Source organism: Marinovum sp. PR37 (assembly GCF_028807375.1).
GTDB classification, from domain to species: domain Bacteria; phylum Pseudomonadota; class Alphaproteobacteria; order Rhodobacterales; family Rhodobacteraceae; genus Marinovum; species Marinovum algicola.
In genome coordinates this window covers 32,759-50,096 of record NZ_JARAML010000021.1, presented here as the reverse complement: position 1 = coordinate 50,096, position 17,338 = coordinate 32,759, and the positions used below count along the sequence as shown (strand labels likewise).

The window sequence follows — 17,338 nt, the reverse complement described above, 5'->3', positions numbered from 1 at the left end:
CAATGGTTACCCAATTCCTAATATGTCACGGTTATCTAGAATTGTGGGGATTTTTGGCCCGGTTGGTTAACCCGGAGCCCGGCGGCCGGTCGCGCTCCGCATGGCATTTCGGCTTGCCCGGACCACGGGGATTGCCTATTCCGGTTGATAAATCATGCGGATAAGGGCCCTTGCGTTGCAAGATGTTGTGCGTCCGGGACGGGGGAATGTGATGCTGCAATCGATGACAGGTTTCGCCGCCGGGCAAGGCGCCAAAGGCGACTTCAGCTGGACCTGGGAAATCCGGAGCGTCAACGCCAAGGGGCTCGACCTGCGCATTCGCGTCCCTGACTGGATCGAGGGGTTGGAAACCGAGTTGCGCAAGCAGGTCTCCGGCGCGTTGAAGCGGGGCAATGTCACGGTCAATCTGCGCCTCTCGCGCGAGGACACCGCCGGCGCCCAACGGCTCAACAGCCAGCAGCTGGACCAGGTGCTCACCGCGCTGGCCGAGATCGAACAACAGGCGATCACCCGCCACGTATCGCTCGCGCCGTCGACCGCCGCCGAGATCATCGCCTTGCGCGGCATGATGGAACAGGACGAGGAGGCCACCGATACCGCGCAGCTCCGAACCGCACTTGTCGAGGATTTTCAAGCAGTTCTGGCTTCTTTCTGCGACATGAGGTCAGGTGAGGGCGCGACGCTTCGGAGCGTTCTTGCCGCCCATCTCGACGAGATCGAAACGCTGGTCATCGCCGCCCAGGCCGCGGCCGAGGCGCGTCGGCCCAAGGCCCGCGAAACGCTCAGGCTGGCGCTGGCCGCAGTGCTGGACGGCGCCGCCGAGGTCGACGAAGACCGGATTGCCCAAGAGCTTGCGCTTCTGGCTGTAAAATCGGATATAACAGAAGAAATCAATCGCTTGCACGCCCATGTAAAGGCAGCGCGTGAACTTGTGGCCGCGCAATCGGGCGTCGGGCGCAAGCTCGATTTCCTGATGCAGGAGTTCAACCGCGAGGCCAATACGCTCTGCTCGAAATCCGGCGACAGCGCGCTCACCTCCGTGGGGCTCGACCTCAAGGCGGTGATCGACCAGATGCGTGAGCAGGTTCAGAACGTGGAGTGAGAAACATGGCGGACAGCAAGCGACGCGGGCTCTTGATCATCCTGTCCTCGCCGTCGGGCGCGGGCAAATCGACGCTCGCCAAACGGCTGCGGGCCTGGGACAATTCGATTGTCTTCTCGGTGTCGGCCACGACCCGAAAACCGCGCCCGGGCGAAGTGAACGGCGTCGATTATCACTTTGTTTCGGAAGCGGAATTCAAGAAAACCGTGGCCGAGGGCGGGATGCTCGAACATGCCCATGTCTTCGGCAATTTCTACGGCTCGCCCAAGGCGGCGGTGGAAGAGGCGATCAACGCCGGCAAGGATGTGCTGTTCGACATCGACTGGCAGGGCGCGCAGCTGATCGAGAATTCCGATCTCGGCCGCCACACGCTTTCGGTCTTTCTACTGCCGCCCTCGATCACCGAGCTGCGCCGCCGGCTCGAGACCCGCGCCCAGGACAGCGAAGAGGTGATCTCGAAACGGATGCAGAAAAGCTGGGACGAGATAAGCCATTGGGGCAGTTACGATTTCGTTCTGGTCAATGACGATCTGGATCACACCGAAGCCAAGCTCAAGACCATCGTGACCGCCACCCGCCTGCGCCGGCTGCAACAGCCCGATCTGACAGATCACGTGCGCAAACTGCAATCGGAATTCGAGGATTTGCCATGACGCTTTATGCCCTTGACGGCCTTCGCCCGGAGATCGCCGAAGACACCTGGATCGCCCCCGATGCCAATCTGATCGGCCGGATCGTGGTCGAGACGGGCGGTTCTGTCTGGTTTGGCTGCACCCTGCGCGGCGACAACGAGGAAATCCGCGTCGGCGCCGGCAGCAACGTGCAGGAAAACGTTGTGTGTCATACGGATCCGGGCTTTCCCTTGCGTATCGGATCAGGCTGCACCATCGGCCACAAGGCGATGCTGCATGGCTGTGTGATCGGCGAAAACTCCCTGATCGGCATGGGGGCCACGGTGCTCAACGGCGCCCGGATCGGGCGCAACTGTCTGATCGGGGCCGGCGCGCTGATCACCGAAGGCAAGGAGATCCCCGACGGCAGCCTGGTGATGGGCACGCCGGGCAAGGTGGTGCGCCAGCTTGACGATGCGGCGATCGAAGGCCTGCGGAAATCGGCGCGGCATTATCAGGACAACATGCGCCGGTTCCGCGCCGGGCTGGAGGCGCTTTAGATGCGCAATGACAAGGGCACTTTGATCCGCCCCGAGATCCTGTCCGAAGGCATCAGCCGGCCGGTGGTAACACCTCTTTCACCTTCCGTGGTCTATGCTTCGGACACGCCTGATACGCTGGATTCGCAATATGAGGGGCGGGCGCAGGGCTATACTTACGCGCGTGAGGGGCATCCCAACGCCGATCTTCTGGCGCGGCGGATTGCGGCGATGGAGGGTGTTGACGACGGGCTGATGCTGGGCTCGGGCATGGCGGCGGTGACGGCGGTGCTGCTGGGGCTGTGCAAGAGTGGCGACCATGTGATTGGCGGCGATCAGCTTTACGGTCGCTCGCTGCGCATGATGCGGGAGGATCTGCCGCGGCTGGGCATCGCCACCAGCCTCGCCGATCCGACCGACCCGGAGGCCTTTCGCAAGGCGCTGCGGCCGGAAACGCGGCTGATCCTGCTCGAGGTGGTGTCGAACCCGACCTTGCGGGTCGCCGATGTCCGGGGCATTGCCGCGGTGGCGAAAGAGGCGGGCGTGCTGCTGGTGGTCGACAACACCTTTACCACCCCGAGCGGCATCCGGCCGTTCGAGCTGGGCGCGGATGTGGTGCTGCATTCGGTGACCAAGCTTCTGGCCGGGCATTCCGACGTGACCCTGGGCTGGGTCGCGGCACGCGATGCCGCGCTGCAAAAGGCGATGTATGATTTCGCGGTGACCACCGGCATGACGCCGAGCCCATTCGACTGCTGGCTGGCCGAACGCGGGATGATGACCTTCGATCTCCGCTTCGAAAGGGCGCAGGCCACGGCGGCGGCGCTGGCCGAGGCGCTGGCCGGCATGGAGGGCGTGCGGCGGGTGCTCTATCCGACGCGCGCCGATCACCCCGATCGCGCGCTGGCCGGGACATTGCTGACCGGCGGCTGCAACATGGTCTCGTTCGAGATCGCGGGCGGACGGGCGCAGGCGAATGCGCTGACCGAGGCCGCAAGGGGCGTGGCCTTTGCGCCGACTCTGGGCGATGTCGGCACGACATTGTCGCATCCGGCCTCGTCCTCGCATCGCGGCCTGAGCGAAGAGGCCCGTGCGGCATTGGGCATCACCGAAGGCTTCTTCCGGGTCTCGGTCGGGCTCGAGGAACCGGGGGCGCTGATTGCGGAATTCACCCGCGCGGTGGCAGCGGCGCGGGCGATCTGACGATGACGGATGCGCGCGAACTCCTGCAATCGGTGGTCGATGCCTTGCCGCAGCCGATGGTTGTGATTGGAGACGACGAGCGCATCCATCACGTCAATGGGCCGGCCCTCCGATTGGTCGGCAACAATGCGGTGGGCCGGCATTTCATCACCGCGCTGCGCCAGCCGTCGCTGCTGGATACGGTCGAGGCAACGCTGCGCGACCACGCGCCGCGCCAGACCAGTTTCCTGACGCGCGAAGACGGGCAGGACGTGACCTATGCGATCCGCTGCGCCGCGATACACCGCGGCGACCGGCATGGTGTGCTGCTCAGCTTCGAGGACGTCACCGACGTGGAGGCGGCCAGCCAGATGCGGCGCGATTTCGTGGCCAATGTCAGCCACGAGCTGAAAACCCCGCTGACCGCGCTCTTGGGCTTTATCGAGACCATTCTGCATGGCCCGGCGCGCGAGGATGCCGCCGCCCGCGACCGGTTTCTCGGCATCATGGAGGCCGAGGCCGAACGGATGAACCGGCTGGTGGGCGATCTGCTGTCGCTCAACCGTGTCGAGGCGACCGAGCGGATGCGGCCGACCAGCCGGATCGACCTGGCGGTATTGCTGACTTCGGTGGTCAAGAGCCTGAGCGGGATCGCCGGGGATGCCGGGCTCGAGATCCGGGCGGATGTGCCCGAGCCGCCGGTGTCAGTGCCGGGCGACGCCGATCAGCTGCGGCAGGTGCTGACCAACCTGATCGAGAACGCGATCAAATATGGCGCCGAGGGCAAGCGGATCGATGTGCGCCTGACGCCGCCGGCCTATCATCCGCGCATGCGCTGCGATGCGGTGGAACTCGTGGTGCGCGATTTCGGGCCGGGCTTTGACCCGGTGCATATTCCACGGCTGACCGAACGGTTCTATCGCGTCGACAGCCACCGGTCGCGCCAGATGGGCGGCACCGGGTTGGGGCTGGCGATCGTCAAACACATCATCGGCCGGCATCGCGGCCGCATCCAGATCGAATCCGAGCCGGGGCAGGGCGCGGCCTTCCGGGTGCTTCTGCCCGCCTGACCCTGCGTGACGTAACAGCCTGGCGAATCTCCGAGTGTCACAATCGGCGGACAAGCCGGTTTTGGCCCCGTGGGTGCAGCGCTGCGCCCTGGCTGATAGTGCTCTGCAAACCAGATAGTCGCCAGACACATGCCGATTTTTTATTAAGCAATATCAGATAGATATTTTCTTATCTTCGGGAGAGCTCCGCGAATGTGGCCGGGATACTGCACTGTCTTCTGCACTGTCATAAAACCGTTACGTAAGTGTCACAAAAGCATTGCCGACGGCCTCTAGCAGTGCCCGCAGCGGACGCCACGACGCTGTAACCCCGGCGTCCCGATACGAGACAACAGGAGCTCTTCCATGAACTTTGTGAAACTGACCGCCTCTACCCTGGCGATCGCTGCCGTTTCCGCAACTGCCGCTTCCGCGCGCGACCAGATCCGCATCGTCGGTTCGTCGACCGTGTTTCCGTTCTCCACCGCCGTGGCAGAGCAATTCGGCAAATCCACCGATTTCGCCACGCCGGTCGTTGAATCCACCGGCTCGGGCGGTGGCGTGAAGCTCTTCTGCGCAGGCGTCGGCGAAGAGCATCCTGACATCACCAACGCGTCGCGTCGCATCAAGCAGTCCGAAGTCGAGACCTGCATCGAGAACGGTGTGAGCCTGACCGAGGTTGTCGCCGGTTACGACGGCATCGTCATCGCCAACGCGAAATCCGGCCCCGACTTTGAACTGACCCTCGGTCAGGTCTGGGAAGCGCTGGCGGCCAATGGCCCGATGCCCACCACCTGGGACGAGATCGACCCGGCGCTGCCCGCCGTCGAAATCGAGGTTCTCGGCCCCCCGCCGACCTCCGGCACTCGCGACGCCTTTGAAGAGCTGGCGATGGCGGCTGGCTGTGAAGAGGCCGGTGGCGACGATTGCGAAGGCGAAGGTCTGCACATCCGCGAAGACGGAAAATACATCGAATCCGGCGAAAACGACAACCTGATCGTGTCGAAGCTGGAAGCCAACGATCGCGCTCTGGGCGTCTTCGGCTTCTCCTTCCTCGACCAGAATGCCGACGCCCTGAAAGGCGCTGTCGTCAATGACGTCGAGCCGACCTTCGAAGCCATCGCCGCCGGTGACTATCCGGTGTCGCGTTCGATGTATTTCTACATCAAGCACGCGCATGTGGGCGTCATCCCCGGCGTGATCGAATATGCCACCGAGTTCGTGAACGCCAATGGCGACGACGGCTATCTGATCGATCTCGGCCTGATCCCGGTCGACGAAGACCTGATGGCCAAGAACCAGGACGCCGTGGCAAACCTGCCCGAGCTGACCGCGGAAAACTACTGATCGCTTTTGGCGATTGACGATACACCGGGGGCGGGTTACCGCCCTCGGTTCATTTTTCCGGGCAGGGAGTGATCCCGTCAGGCCCGGAGCGACTCGCCGTATCCCGGAGCCTGACTGATGGTATTCACCCTGACACTGGCCATTTTCGCGCTGGCAATCGCGGCCTATCTGCTGTCCAGCCGCCGCGCCGCCAAGGTGGCCGCAACCGATGACGTGCATCTGCATTCCCGCCCGTCCTACCACGGTCTGCACAGCTTCCTCTGGGTGCTGATCAGCGGCTGGGGCATTCTTCTTTTCCTTGTCATCTTCGGCAACTGGTGGGTCACTTCCAGCCTGATGTCCCAGATCGCCGAGGCCGCGCCCGACGCCGCGATCATCGAACGCCAGCTGATCCTGTCCGACGCCCGCGCCATCGCCGAAGGGCGGATTTCCTCGGAAAGCGGCGAATTGCGCCAGGCGCTGGCCCTGCGGTTCGCGCGGCTCGATGCCATCCACAGCTGGGCGCTGATCGTGCTTGGCCTGGGCGGCGCCTTTCTCGCCGGACTTTATTCCTATGGCCGTGTGGCGCCGGAATGGCGCGCCCGCAACCATTCGGAAAAGGTGATCCGCGCGGTGCTTCTGGTGATGGCCGGGATCGCCATCCTGACCACCATCGGCATCGTGCTGTCGCTGATCTTCGAGACGATGCGCTTTTTCAGCGCCATCGACTGGCAGATCCACAAATATCTCTTCGGCACCACCTGGAGCCCGCTCTCGGGTGTCTTCGAGGGCAAGATGGACGCCGACAAGGTGGGGGCGCTGCCGCTCTTTGCTGGCACGCTGCTGATCACCCTGATCGCCATGATCGTGGCGGTGCCGGTGGGATTGTTCGCGGCGATCTATCTGTCGGATTTCGCCTCGGCGCGGGTGCGTGCCTTTGCCAAGCCGATGCTGGAAATTCTCGCCGGCATTCCGACGGTGGTCTACGGCTTCTTTGCCGCGATCACTCTGGCGCCCTTGCTGCGCGACGGCGGCGAGGCGATCGGTATCCGCGTCGCCTCTGAATCGGCCTTGGCGGCGGGGATCGTGATGGGGGTGATGATCATTCCCTTCATCTCGTCGCTGTCGGACGACGTCATCAACTCGGTGCCGCAATCGCTGCGCGACGCCTCGCTCGGCCTCGGCGCGACCAAGGCGGAAACCATGCAGCAGGTGGTGCTGCCGGCGGCGCTGCCGGGGATCGTCTCGGCGGTTCTGCTGGCGGTGAGCCGCGCCATCGGCGAGACGATGATCGTGGTGATGGCGGCCGGGCAGGGCGCCAACCTGACGGCCAACCCGCTCGAGGCGGTGACCACCGTGACGGTGCAGATCGTGGCGCTGATCACCGGCGACACCGAGGCCGAAACTGCGGCCGGTCCGGCCTTTACCCTGGGGTTCACGCTCTTCGTGCTGACCCTGATCATGAACATGGCGGCGCAGCGGCTTGTCGCGAAGTACCGTGAAAAGTACGACTGAGAAGGCATTGAGACATGGCTGATATCTCCACCAATCCCCAAGGCGGTCGCGGCTTCGATCACGGCAGCATAACCGCCGGCTCGTCGCGCCTGAAACGTCGGCGCTGGGCCGAACTGCGGCTCAAGGCCTACGGCATCGCCGCCATCGGCATTGCCGGCTTCGCCCTCGTCGCGCTGCTCAGCTCGGTCGTGGCCCAGGCTTCCCGGGCAATGACCGAACATTACATCACCGCCGAGGTGACGCTCGACCCCGAGGCGCTTGGCATTTCCGCAGACGCCACCGGCAACGAGATCCTGCGCGCGGATTTCGACGGTCTGACCACACAGGTCATGCGCGACGCCTTTCCCGAGGCCAGCGGCCGCACCGAACGGCGGGCCCTGGGCAACCTGATCTCCGGCGGTGCGCCCTTTGAGCTTGCCGACAAGATCACCGCCGAACCCGGGCTTCTGGGCGAGACGATCACCTATGATTTCCTCGCCTCCGACGTGACCGATCTCTATCTCAAGGACGAATACGGCACGCTGAACCAGGAGCCGGTCAGCGGCAGCCTGAGCGTGCAGGAGAGCGACGATGGCGATCTGATCCTGACCAGCACCGCCGAGGATTTCTCGGGCGCGCTGACGCAGGTGAAGGCGCGGCTGTTTACCGACGCCGAGGATCTGCGCGTCAAGGCGGCGCGTCAGACCAATGCCGTGGCGGTCTATACCGAACGCGCCAAAGCGGCCGAAACCGAAGAGGATCGCACCGAACAGCTTGAAAAGGCCGAAAAGGCCCGAGCCAACGAACAGGAGCTGCTGGACGAAGCCGCCGCCATCGAGGCGCGGGCCCGTGCAGCAGGCGGCACCGAAGAGGTGGACGACGAGAACATCTCGCTTCTGGTCAAGGCCGGCGGCGGCTGGATCCGGCTGACCGAGGTCAGCCTGACCCGAGCGCGTGGCGAGGTCATGACCCGGACCGCGCTGCCGATCGAGGCCAGCACCGACTGGGGGTTCTATACCACCAGCCAGCCGGAATCCTCGCGCAAGGTCACGGATCACCAGATCGTCTGGATCGAGACGCTCAAGGACCGGGGCCAGATCAAGGAAACCTTCAACTGGCGCTTCTTTACCTCGGCCGACAGCCGGGCGCCGGAACTGGCGGGTATCCGCGGTGCGCTGGTGGGCTCGCTGCTGACCATGGCCGTGACCTTCGGGCTGGCCTTTCCGATCGGCGTGCTGGGCGCGATCTATCTCGAGGAATTCGCCCCCAAGAACCGCTTCACCAACTTCCTCGAGGTGAATATCAACAACCTCGCTGCGGTGCCCTCGATCGTCTTTGGCCTGCTGGGTCTGGCGGTCTTTCTCAACGTCTTCGGCGTGCCACGCTCGGCGCCCTTGGCCGGCGGGATCGTGCTGGCGCTGATGACCCTGCCGACGATCATCATCGCCGCCCGCGCCGCCATTCAGGCGGTGCCGCCCTCGATCCGCGAAGCCGCCCTGGGTGTGGGTGCCTCCAACGTGCAGGCCAGCTTTCACCATGTTCTGCCGCTGGCGATGCCCGGCATCCTGACCGGCACCATCATCGGCATGGCGCAGGCGCTGGGGGAAACCGCACCGCTGATCATGATCGGCATGGTGGCCTTCATCGTCGACGTGCCCACCGGCATCACCGACAGCGCGACCGTTCTGCCGGTGCAGGTCTACCGCTGGTCCGACTTTCCCGAACGCGCGTTCGAGGCGCGCACAGCGGCGGCGATCTGCGTCCTGCTTCTCTTCCTGGTCCTCATGAACCTTCTGGCCATTGTCCTGCGCCGCCGGTTCGAGCGCCGCTGGTAACGAAAGGAACCCCGATGTACGATACCCCGAAAGCGGAGACCGCAGTGACGAGCAACGAGATCAAGTTCTCGGCGAACAATGTCGACGTCTATTACGGCGACACCCACGCCATCAAGAATGTCGACGTCCAGATCGAAGCCAATACCGTGACCGCCTTCATCGGCCCGTCAGGCTGCGGCAAGTCGACCTTCCTGCGGTGCCTCAACCGGATGAACGACACCATCGACATCTGCCGCGTCGAAGGCGATATCCGTCTCGATGGCGAAGACATCTACGACAAGAAGGTCGATCCGGTGCAGCTGCGCGCCAAGGTGGGCATGGTGTTCCAGAAGCCGAACCCCTTCCCGAAGTCGATCTACGACAATATCGCTTATGGCCCGCGCATCCACGGCCTGGCCAAGAACAAGGCCGATCTCGACGTGATCGTCGAAAAATCGCTCCGCCGCGGCGCCATCTGGGATGAGGTCAAGGATCGGCTGCATGCACCCGGCACCGGGCTTTCCGGCGGCCAGCAGCAGCGGCTCTGCATCGCCCGCGCGGTGGCGACGGAACCGGAAGTCCTGTTGATGGACGAACCCTGTTCGGCGCTTGACCCGATTGCCACCGCCCAGGTCGAAGAACTGATCGACGAGCTGCGCTCGCAATATTCGGTGGTGATCGTGACCCACTCGATGCAGCAGGCCGCGCGGGTCAGCCAGAAGACCGCCTTTTTCCACCTCGGCAACCTGGTGGAATTCGGCGATACCTCGAAAATCTTTACCAACCCCGAAGATCCCCGCACCGAAAGCTACATCACCGGTCGGATCGGGTAAGGAGCATATCATGCAAGAGCACATCGTAAGTTCCTTCGACCGCGATCTCGAAGGCATCCAGGCGCGGATCATGAAGATGGGCGGGCTGGTCGAACAGGCGATCCTCGACGCCGCCGAAGCGCTCGAGACCCGCGACGAAGAGCTCAGCGACAAGGTGCGCCGTGGCGACAAGGTGATCGACGAGCTTGACGAGCTGATCCACGAAGAGGCCGCCCGGGTGATCGCCCTGCGCGCGCCGACGGCGGTCGACCTGCGGGTGATCCTCTCGGTGATGAAGACCTCGAACGATCTGGAGCGGATCGGCGATCTGGCCAAGAACATGGCCAAGCGCAATTCGGTCCTGATGCAACTGACCCAGATCGACGGCGCCACCGCCGCCCTGCGCCGCATGGCCCGCGCGGTCGAGGTGATGCTCAAGGATGCGCTGGACAGCTATATCCAGCGCGACGCGGCACTGGCCCGCGACGTCATCCTGCGCGACCGCGACGTCGACCAGATGTACAATGCCACCTTCCGCGAATTCCTCACCTTCATGATGGAGGATCCGCGCAACATCACCGCCTGCATGCACCTGCATTTCATCGCCAAGAACCTCGAGCGGATGGGCGACCATGTGACCTCGGTGGCCGAGCAGGTGGTGTTCCTCGTCGAAGGTGCCATGCCCGACGAACGGCAGAAAGGTGACAAGACGTCCTTTGACAAGTCGCTTTCGCCGGAGCCGGGAGCCTGAGCCATGTCGGTCGAACAACCCACGGTGCTGGTCGTCGAGGACGAGCCGGCCCAGCGTGAAGTGCTGTCCTACAATCTCGAGGCCGAAGGCTTTCGGGTGAGCCGCGCCGAGGATGGCGAACAGGCGCTGCTGCTGGCCGAAGAGGAATCGCCGGACATCATCGTTCTGGACTGGATGCTGCCCAATGTGTCGGGCATCGAAGTATGCCGCCGGCTCAAATCCCGGCCCGAAACCCGCGCGGTGCCGGTCATCATGCTTTCGGCCCGAGCCGAAGAGGTGGACCGGGTGCGGGGGCTGGAAACCGGCGCCGACGATTATGTGGTGAAACCCTATTCGGTGGTCGAACTGATGGCCCGGGTGCGCGCGCAATTGCGCCGCACGCGGCCGGCCAGCGTCGGCGAGCGGCTGGAGTACGAGGACATCGTGCTCGACAGCGAGACCCACCGGGTGACCCGCGCCGAACAGCCGCTGAAGCTGGGGCCGACCGAGTTTCGTCTGCTGACCACCTTCATGGAGAAACCCGGCCGGGTCTGGACGCGCGAGCAGCTGCTTGATCGGGTCTGGGGCCGCGACATCTATGTCGACACCCGCACCGTCGATGTCCACATCGGCCGGCTGCGCAAGGCGCTTTGCCAGCATGGCGGCGGAGATCCGCTGCGCACCGTGCGCGGCGCGGGCTACGCGCTGGGCTGACGGGCCTGTGCCGGGGCAGGGCGGTCGCGCCTGCCCCGGAGTATATTCGCGAGATCATTTGATCAAATCGCGGTTTCCTTCTTCCCCGGCGATGCGGTACTCTTTGCGCAATTCACCGGGAACTACGGGAGGCCCGCCGATGTCTGCACTAGATGTGACCCCACTGAAGCCCAAGGATGCGCCCGATCTTGGCCGGTTCGACTGGTCCGATCCGCTGCGCCTGTCAGATCAGCTTACCGAGGAGGAGCGCATGGTGGCCGAGGCCGCCCGCGCATACGCCGACGAGAAGCTCGCGCCACGGGTGATCGACGCCTATGAAAACGAGACCGTCGCGCCGGAGCTTTTTGCCGAGATGGGCGAGATGGGCCTGCTTGGCACCACCATCCCCGAGACCTATGGCGGCATCGGCGCCGGCTATGTGACCTACGGCCTCGTCGCGCGCGAGATCGAGCGGATCGACAGCGGCTATCGTTCGATGATGTCGGTGCAATCCAGTCTGGTGATGTATCCGATCTATGCCTACGGCACCGAGGAGCAACGGCGCAAGTACCTGCCGGGGCTTGCAAAAGGCGAGCTGATCGGCTGTTTCGGCCTGACCGAGCCGGACGCCGGCTCCGACCCCGGCGGCATGAAGACCCGGGCGCAGAAGATCGACGGGGGCTATCGGCTGACCGGCTCCAAAATGTGGATTTCGAATGCGCCGATCGCCGATGTCTTTGTCGTCTGGGCCAAATCCGATGCCCATGACGGCAAGATCAAGGGCTTTGTGCTCGAGAAAAGCGCCAAGGGGCTTTCGGCCCCGAAAATCGGCAACAAGCTGTCGTTGCGCACCTCGGTCACCGGCGAGATTGTGCTTGATGGTGTCGAGGTCGGCGAAGACGCGCTTCTGCCCAATGTCTCGGGCCTCAAGGGGCCGTTCGGCTGCCTCAACCGGGCGCGCTATGGCATTGCCTGGGGCGCCATGGGGGCGGCCGAGTTCTGCTGGCACGCGGCGCGGGGCTACGGACTCGACCGCAGCCAGTTCGGCAAGCCGATTGCCGGCACCCAGCTTTTCCAGAAAAAGCTGGCCGACATGCAGACCGAGATCACCCTCGGCCTTCAGGCCGCGCTTCAGGTCGGACGGTTGATGGACGAGGCCAATGCCGCGCCCGAGATGATCAGCCTGATCAAACGCAACAACTGCGGCAAGGCGCTGGATATCGCGCGTCTGGCCCGCGACATGCACGGCGGCAACGGCATCTCCGGCGAATTCCAGGTGATCCGCCACATGGTCAACCTCGAGACGGTGAACACCTACGAGGGCACCCATGACGTGCATGCGCTGATCCTCGGACGGGCACAGACCGGGCTTCAGGCGTTTTTCTGAACCACGGCCCGGCGATCACCGCCGGGCGCGCTGTGCCGGCCCGTCAAAAGTCCAGGAAGTCAAAAGTCGAGGAACTTGGCGCTGGCAAAACCGGTCTCGCCCGCGGGACCGGTGATCTCCCACCACATCCAGTTCTCGTCCACGCAGGTGGCAAGCGCCGCGCGGTCGAATCCCTTGCCGGCATTAGCGGCAACACAGAGCGCGGCACAGGCCGCGTGATCGTCATGATCGGTATTGGCGGTAAAGCTGTCGCCGATCGCAAAGGTCGCGCCCAGGGGAAGCTCGTCGATCTTTTCAGCCTCTACCGTAGGTTCGGCGCGCAAGGATGTGTAGTTGTTTACGTTTACAACCTCGGCCTCACCATCTACGGACCGGCAGGGCGTGGGTCTTGTCAAGTGGCCATTGTCGGCAGAGGCGGGCAGGGCCCGGCCTTCGGCCAGCGCGGTCAGGCTGGTGTCAGCCGGCACCATCGCCAGCGCCGGGATCGGCGCCCAGAGGTACATCAGGTCCGGATCGCCGCAATCGTCGGGCCCGATGCCGGTGTTTTCGGAACCATCTATGCCACAGATCAGCGGCAAGGGCGTGCCATCGCTTGTGGCGGTCACGGTGGCAGCGCATTCATGCACGTCCTCGCTGGCGAATTGCAGCTCGTAGCGGTCGCGCACGGCGCCGCCCGCCGTCCAGCTCGAGACCGAAAGCTGAAAGACATCATCGTTGCGCTCGAACGCGATCTGACTTTGCGCAAGACGTGAGGGCCATGCGGTAAGATTATGACATGCATGGAAAAAGCCGCGATCCGATAATGCCGGAGCATCGAAGCCCGTGAGGCCGATATCCCAGCGTCCGGCCTTGTTCACCGTATCGATCGTCAGCCTTGCCGACGCGCCGCGCAGCGCCGCCGCCAGATCGGCGTCAAGGAAGGGCCGCGGCACATCGGGACGTGGCTGCGCCGCGAGGGCATAGAAGCGAAGAAGAAGATCGCTGGTGGCGGTATCGCCGATATCGGGCGCGTCAAAGCGTAATGTGCCGCCGACATGCAGAATGCGATGCGTCAGCCCCGGCGCGGCACCCTGGGCGGCGGTGCCGAACATGAAGATCAGGCCGCAGGTGCCGGTACAGGCCGCATCTTCGGCAATCGCCGTTCCGATCCTGTTATCAATCAGGTATCGCGCAATCTGAAGGCTTTCGGTGAAGTCTCCGCCGGCGCTGTCGAGGCAGAGCGTCTTCCAGCGTCCGTCCTCGTTCGATGGCCAGGGCAGCGGCTGCTCGAGCGTCAGCGTGCTGAGCAAGTCGGCATCGCCGGGCGCAATCTCACCGCGCAGCGTGGCCTGGCAAAGACCCAGCGTGCCTGAGGTAATCTCCAGTGCCGCCGCGGGCGGTGCCAGAAACGTCGCCGTCAGAAGCGCGGCACTGCATCTCTTGAGGTAACCGGTCACTGGAAACACTCCCGAGTGGTCCTTGAGCCAAGCCTACAGTGAGAGGAAGGCATCGATCAAGGGCGGATCAAGGGGGTGGAATCGCGGCAGGTCAATATTCGTATAATCGGTATTATGTATAAACTTGACAAGTATCCATCCACCGAACACGGGGATTTGCCCAGGCCGCTCTTGCCTTTGCCGGCTGAATATTGTTCCTGTTCACAAAGGAAAAGGAAGCCGATATGCCACATTACCGATCCAGAACTTCGACCCATGGACGCAATATGGCCGGCGCGCGCGGGCTCTGGCGCGCAACGGGCATGACTGACGGTGATTTCGGCAAGCCGATCGTCGCCATCGTCAACTCCTTTACCCAGTTCGTGCCCGGTCACGTGCACCTCAAAGACCTCGGCCAGATGGTCGCCCGCGAGGTCGAGGCCGCCGGTGGCGTTGCCAAGGAATTCAACACCATCGCCGTCGACGACGGGATTGCCATGGGCCACGACGGCATGCTCTACAGCCTGCCGTCGCGCGAAGTGATTGCCGACAGCGTCGAATATATGGTCAACGCCCATTGCGCCGATGCCATGGTCTGCATCTCGAACTGCGACAAGATCACCCCCGGCATGCTGATGGCCGCGATGCGGCTGAACATCCCGGCGATCTTTGTCTCTGGCGGTCCGATGGAAGCCGGCAAGATCGACATCGAAGAACTCGACATGAAGAAGATCGACCTTGTCGATGCCATGGTCGCCGCGGCCAGCGATACGATGACCGACGAACAGGTCCAGCATATCGAGGAAAACGCCTGCCCGACTTGCGGCAGCTGCTCGGGCATGTTCACCGCCAACTCGATGAACTGCCTCGCCGAAGCGCTGGGCCTGGCGCTGCCGGGCAATGGCTCGACCCTGGCCACCCATGCCGACCGCAAGAACCTGTTCCTGCAAGCCGGCCGCCAGATCGTCGAGATCACAAAACGCCACTATCAGCTTGAAGAAAAAGGCTTTCTCCCGCGTGAGATTGCCACGTTCGAAGCGTTTGAAAACGCCATGAGCCTCGATATTGCCATGGGCGGATCGACCAATACGGTGCTGCACCTGCTGGCCATCGCCCATGAAGGCGGCGTCGATTTTACCATGCAGGACATCGACCGGCTGAGCCGCAAGGTGCCGTGCCTGTGCAAGGTGGCGCCCAACATCGAGAATGTCCACATGGAGGACGTGCACCGCGCTGGCGGGATTTTCTCAATCCTCGGAGAGCTTTACAGGGCGAACCTCCTGCATGGCGAGACCTGCACCGTGCACAGTTCGACCATGGCCGAGGCGATTGGCCATTGGGACATCAAGATCGCCAACAACCCCGAGGCCGAGCAGCTGTTCAAGGCCGCGCCCGGTGGCGTGCGCACGACCCAGGCCTTCAGCCAGTCGAACCGCTTCAAGGATCTCGACACCGACCGCCAAGGCGGTGTGATCCGGTCGAAGGAACATGCCTTCAGCCAGGACGGCGGGCTTGCGGTGCTGTTCGGCAATATCGCCGAGGACGGCTGTATCGTGAAAACCGCCGGCGTCGATGCCAGCATCTTGAAATTCACCGGCAACGCCTATGTCTGCGAAAGCCAGGACCAGGCGGTCAGCGACATCCTGACCGGCAAGGTCAAGGCCGGCGATGTGGTGGTGATCCGCTATGAAGGCCCGCGCGGCGGCCCCGGCATGCAGGAAATGCTCTATCCGACGAGCTATCTGAAATCCAAGGGTCTGGGCAAGGATTGCGCCCTGCTGACCGATGGTCGCTTTTCTGGCGGCACCTCGGGGCTGTCGATCGGCCACGTCTCGCCCGAAGCGGCCGAAGGCGGCACCATCGGCCTGGTCGAACAGGGCGACAAGATCGAGATCGACATCCCGAACCGCACCATTCACCTGGCGGTCGACGATGCCGAACTGGCGGCGCGGCGCGAAACCCGCGAGGCCGAAGGCTGGAAGCCGGCCCAGCCGCGCAAGCGCAAGATCTCGACGGCGCTCAAGGCCTATGCGGCGCTGACCACCTCGGCCGCGCGCGGCGCGGTGCGCATGGTCGATTAATCACGGCGGGGCCGGCCTCCGGCCCCTGCCCGTCTATTTTTCTGGACAGAAATGCCCGATGCTGTCTAATTCATCAGACAGTTGTTATGTTGCCTGTCCGGCCCGGCCCGCTGCTTCCAGTTCCGGATGGCACTGAAGGAGCCCGCGCAATGAGCCGTAACCGCAACAGATACCTGTTGGATCTGACCAACGCGCCATCAATCGAAGCGCTGTGGGACATGCACAGCCGCAAGATGGCGGACTACGGGTTCGACCGGCTGCTCTACGGGTTCACCTATTACCGCACCGCGACCTCGCTGGGCGATCCCAACGATTTCCTTCTGCTGACCAATCACGATCCGAGCTACACCGACGCCTTCCTGGGCGGCGAACTCTACAAGAACGCACCGATGACCCGTTGGGCCATGGGGCACGAAGGTGTCTCGAGCTGGCGGCTGGTGGACGATCTCGCCCGGCAAGGCGCGCTGAGCGATGCCGAGCTGGCGGTTGTCGAGTTCAATCGCAAGATGGGCGTGACCGTCGGCTACACGATCTCCTTCAAGGCGGTGTCGCAGCGTTCGAAAGGGGCGATTGCCCTGACGGCGCGCAACGGCATCAGCCAGGACGAGGCCGATGCGATCTGGGCCGAACATGGCGACGACATCATCACGATGAACAATGTGGCCCATCTCAAGATTCTCACCCTGCCCTTCATCGGCCTTCCCAAACCGCTGACCCCGCGCCAGCGTGAGGCGCTCGAATGGGTTGGCGATGGCAAGACAACCCAGGACATCGCGCTGTTGATGGGGCTCACCGCCGCGACGGTAGAGAAACACCTTCGCCTTGCGCGTGAGGCACTTAACGTCGAGACGACGGCCCAGGCGGTGCTCAAGGCCGCGTTTCAGAACCAGATGTTCGTTCTCGATCTCTGATCCGTCGGTCTCGTTTACCGCTTTACGTTTTTTTCACGTTCCAAAGCGATTTGAATGAGACGGATTCCGCTTAGTATGGAAAACCCCACTTCATTACCCTGCGGAAATGGGGCACTCTGAAGACGTTCCGTGAGTGGTGGCAATTCAGCCAGGGAACGTCAGGACAGCGCCCCTTGTGATTTCTAGGCTCCG

The 17,338-nt window shown here is 63.5% G+C and carries 14 protein-coding genes and 2 pseudogenes; 15 read left to right on the top strand and 1 reads right to left on the bottom strand.

The window, feature by feature from the left end:
* The first annotated feature begins 211 nt into the window (after nucleotides 1-211).
* The 13 genes and pseudogenes from PVW49_RS16625 (at nucleotide 212) to PVW49_RS16565 (ending at nucleotide 12,739) form a co-directional block, all read left to right on the top strand.
* A complete protein-coding gene (locus tag PVW49_RS16625) occupies nucleotides 212-1,102 on the top strand; it encodes a YicC/YloC family endoribonuclease (protein ID WP_274591085.1) in 891 nt (296 codons plus the stop codon).
* A gap of 5 nt (nucleotides 1,103-1,107) precedes the next feature.
* Nucleotides 1,108-1,755: a guanylate kinase gene (gene gmk, locus PVW49_RS16620; protein WP_048531743.1), complete on the top strand. Its 648-nt coding sequence runs from the start codon at nucleotides 1,108-1,110 to the stop codon at nucleotides 1,753-1,755.
* Nucleotides 1,752-2,273, top strand: a complete 522-nt coding sequence (locus PVW49_RS16615; RefSeq protein ID WP_074835642.1) for a gamma carbonic anhydrase family protein — start codon at nucleotides 1,752-1,754, stop codon at nucleotides 2,271-2,273. Before gmk ends, PVW49_RS16615 begins: the two co-directional genes overlap by 4 nt.
* Nucleotides 2,274-3,455: a trans-sulfuration enzyme family protein gene (locus PVW49_RS16610; RefSeq protein WP_074835643.1), complete on the top strand. Its 1,182-nt coding sequence runs from the start codon at nucleotides 2,274-2,276 to the stop codon at nucleotides 3,453-3,455. It begins immediately after the preceding gene.
* A gap of 2 nt (nucleotides 3,456-3,457) precedes the next feature.
* The gene (locus PVW49_RS16605) at nucleotides 3,458-4,504 is read left to right on the top strand and encodes a sensor histidine kinase (protein WP_048531746.1); all 1,047 of its coding nucleotides are present in this window, start codon (nucleotides 3,458-3,460) and stop codon (nucleotides 4,502-4,504) included.
* Nucleotides 4,505-4,849: 345 nt separating this feature from the next.
* Nucleotides 4,850-5,830 (top strand): substrate-binding domain-containing protein, encoded by a 981-nt coding sequence (locus PVW49_RS16600; protein WP_048531747.1) that lies wholly within the window; start codon nucleotides 4,850-4,852, stop codon nucleotides 5,828-5,830.
* Between the two features lie 117 nt (nucleotides 5,831-5,947).
* Nucleotides 5,948-7,324, top strand: a complete 1,377-nt coding sequence (pstC, locus tag PVW49_RS16595; RefSeq protein WP_048531748.1) for a phosphate ABC transporter permease subunit PstC — start codon at nucleotides 5,948-5,950, stop codon at nucleotides 7,322-7,324.
* Nucleotides 7,325-7,338: 14 nt separating this feature from the next.
* Nucleotides 7,339-7,827, top strand: a pseudogene (locus PVW49_RS23765) (DUF3333 domain-containing protein); the annotation flags it as partial.
* Between the two features lie 624 nt (nucleotides 7,828-8,451).
* Nucleotides 8,452-9,138: pseudogene (gene pstA, locus PVW49_RS23760) on the top strand (phosphate ABC transporter permease PstA); the annotation flags it as partial.
* Nucleotides 9,139-9,152: 14 nt separating this feature from the next.
* Nucleotides 9,153-9,950 (top strand): phosphate ABC transporter ATP-binding protein PstB, encoded by a 798-nt coding sequence (gene pstB / locus PVW49_RS16580; RefSeq protein WP_048531750.1) that lies wholly within the window; start codon nucleotides 9,153-9,155, stop codon nucleotides 9,948-9,950.
* A gap of 10 nt (nucleotides 9,951-9,960) precedes the next feature.
* Nucleotides 9,961-10,680, top strand: a complete 720-nt coding sequence (phoU, locus tag PVW49_RS16575; protein WP_170850514.1) for a phosphate signaling complex protein PhoU — start codon at nucleotides 9,961-9,963, stop codon at nucleotides 10,678-10,680.
* A gap of 3 nt (nucleotides 10,681-10,683) precedes the next feature.
* On the top strand, nucleotides 10,684-11,373 hold the full coding sequence (gene phoB / locus PVW49_RS16570) for a phosphate regulon transcriptional regulator PhoB (RefSeq protein WP_048531753.1): 690 nt from the start codon (nucleotides 10,684-10,686) through the stop codon (nucleotides 11,371-11,373).
* 139 nt (nucleotides 11,374-11,512) lie between these two features.
* A complete protein-coding gene (locus tag PVW49_RS16565) occupies nucleotides 11,513-12,739 on the top strand; it encodes an acyl-CoA dehydrogenase (protein ID WP_074835648.1) in 1,227 nt (408 codons plus the stop codon).
* A 59-nt stretch (nucleotides 12,740-12,798) separates the two neighbouring features.
* Here PVW49_RS16565 and PVW49_RS16560 read toward each other — a convergent pair whose 3' ends face one another.
* Nucleotides 12,799-14,175, bottom strand: coding sequence for a hypothetical protein (locus tag PVW49_RS16560; RefSeq protein ID WP_274591084.1), 1,377 nt, complete (start codon nucleotides 14,173-14,175; stop codon nucleotides 12,799-12,801).
* 224 nt (nucleotides 14,176-14,399) lie between these two features.
* Between PVW49_RS16560 and ilvD the strand changes: the two genes are divergently transcribed.
* The gene (ilvD, locus tag PVW49_RS16555) at nucleotides 14,400-16,235 is read left to right on the top strand and encodes a dihydroxy-acid dehydratase (RefSeq protein WP_274591083.1); all 1,836 of its coding nucleotides are present in this window, start codon (nucleotides 14,400-14,402) and stop codon (nucleotides 16,233-16,235) included.
* 149 nt (nucleotides 16,236-16,384) lie between these two features.
* Nucleotides 16,385-17,146, top strand: coding sequence for a LuxR family transcriptional regulator (locus PVW49_RS16550; protein ID WP_048531760.1), 762 nt, complete (start codon nucleotides 16,385-16,387; stop codon nucleotides 17,144-17,146).
* Nucleotides 17,147-17,338 lie beyond the last annotated feature (192 nt).